Here is a 1,107-nt window from a genome sequence, read left to right as displayed (position 1 = left end):
GCCTGGGCCCACATCTGCTCGTATTCGGCCTCGGCCGCCGCGATCGCCGGCGCGTTCTGGCCGAACAGGTTCGACATCACCAGCGACACCAGCTGGCCGCGATTGGCCGTGATCGACCCGGGGTCCACGATGGTCGCCAGCGCGGCCTCGTAGGCGACGGCCGCCGCCCGCGCCTGGGCCGCCGACTGCTCGGCTTGCGCGGCCGCCCCGCCCAGCCAGTCCACGTACCCGGCGGCCGCGTTGGTCATGGACGCCGCCGACGGGCCCTGCCAGGCCTGCCCGGCCAGGTCCGAGGTCACGGAGCTGAATGCGCTTGCCGCCGCGCTCAACTCACTGCGGATCCCGTCCCAGGCCGCCGCCGCCTCCAGCATCGGCCCCGGGCCCGGCCCATCAAGCAGGAGCACCGAGTTGACCTCGGGCGGAAACACCGAAAAGTTCATCACTGCTCCCCTCGATCGTCGTTGATCAGACCTTCAGCAGCCACTGGAGCAACGTACATTCTCCGGCCTGCCCCATACCCCGTTAGGCGGGAATCCAATCCCGGCCGCCGCACGATCGTTGCGGACCGGACCGCAGGGATCAAGCGCTCGCAGTCGCGGTTGCGTGTGAACCCGAGCGAAGGCACACTTTGGCTCCCGGGGCTCGCTGCTGAGAAGGGACCGCGGTCATGAGCTTTTTGGTGCTCCCGCCGGAGATCAATTCGTCCCGGATGTTCTCCGGTGCCGGGTCAGCGCCAATGTTGGCGGCCGCTGCGGCGTGGGACGGGCTGGCCGATGAGTTGAGTGCGGCCGCGGGATCGTTTTCCTCGGTGACCTCGGCGTTGGCTGGTCACGCGTGGCAGGGTCCTGCATCCGCGGCGATGGCCGCCGCAGCCGTTCCGTATTCGGCGTGGTTGACCTCGGCGGCGTCTCAAGCTGCGAGTGCGGCCGCGCAGGCCAAAGCGGTGGCCGGTGCGTTTGAGTCGGCGTTGGCGGCGACGGTGCATCCGGTGGTGGTGTCGGCCAATCGCTCCAAACTGGTGTCGTTGGTGAACTCCAACCTGTTCGGTTTCAACGCTCCCGCGATTGCGGCTGTGGAATCCGACTACGAGGCGATGTGGGCCCAGGA

General features: G+C 68.7%; 2 protein-coding genes. One reads left to right on the top strand and one right to left on the bottom strand.

Annotation, left to right across the window (positions count from 1 at the left end; all coding sequences use genetic code 11):
- On the bottom strand, positions 1–440 hold a 440-nt coding region (locus A5705_RS08530; RefSeq protein ID WP_231982389.1), incomplete at its 3' end, for a PPE family protein.
- 227 nt (positions 441–667) lie between these two features.
- Between A5705_RS08530 and A5705_RS08525 the strand changes: the two genes are divergently transcribed.
- Positions 668–1,107 (top strand): PPE family protein (locus A5705_RS08525; protein ID WP_156763067.1); only part of this gene is annotated, 440 nt, incomplete at its 3' end.

The sequence above is a fragment of the Mycobacterium sp. E787 genome (genome assembly GCF_001668725.1).
Taxonomy (GTDB): domain Bacteria; phylum Actinomycetota; class Actinomycetes; order Mycobacteriales; family Mycobacteriaceae; genus Mycobacterium.
Note: the sequence above shows the minus strand (reverse complement) of the source record. Positions and strands in the feature narration are given on the sequence as shown.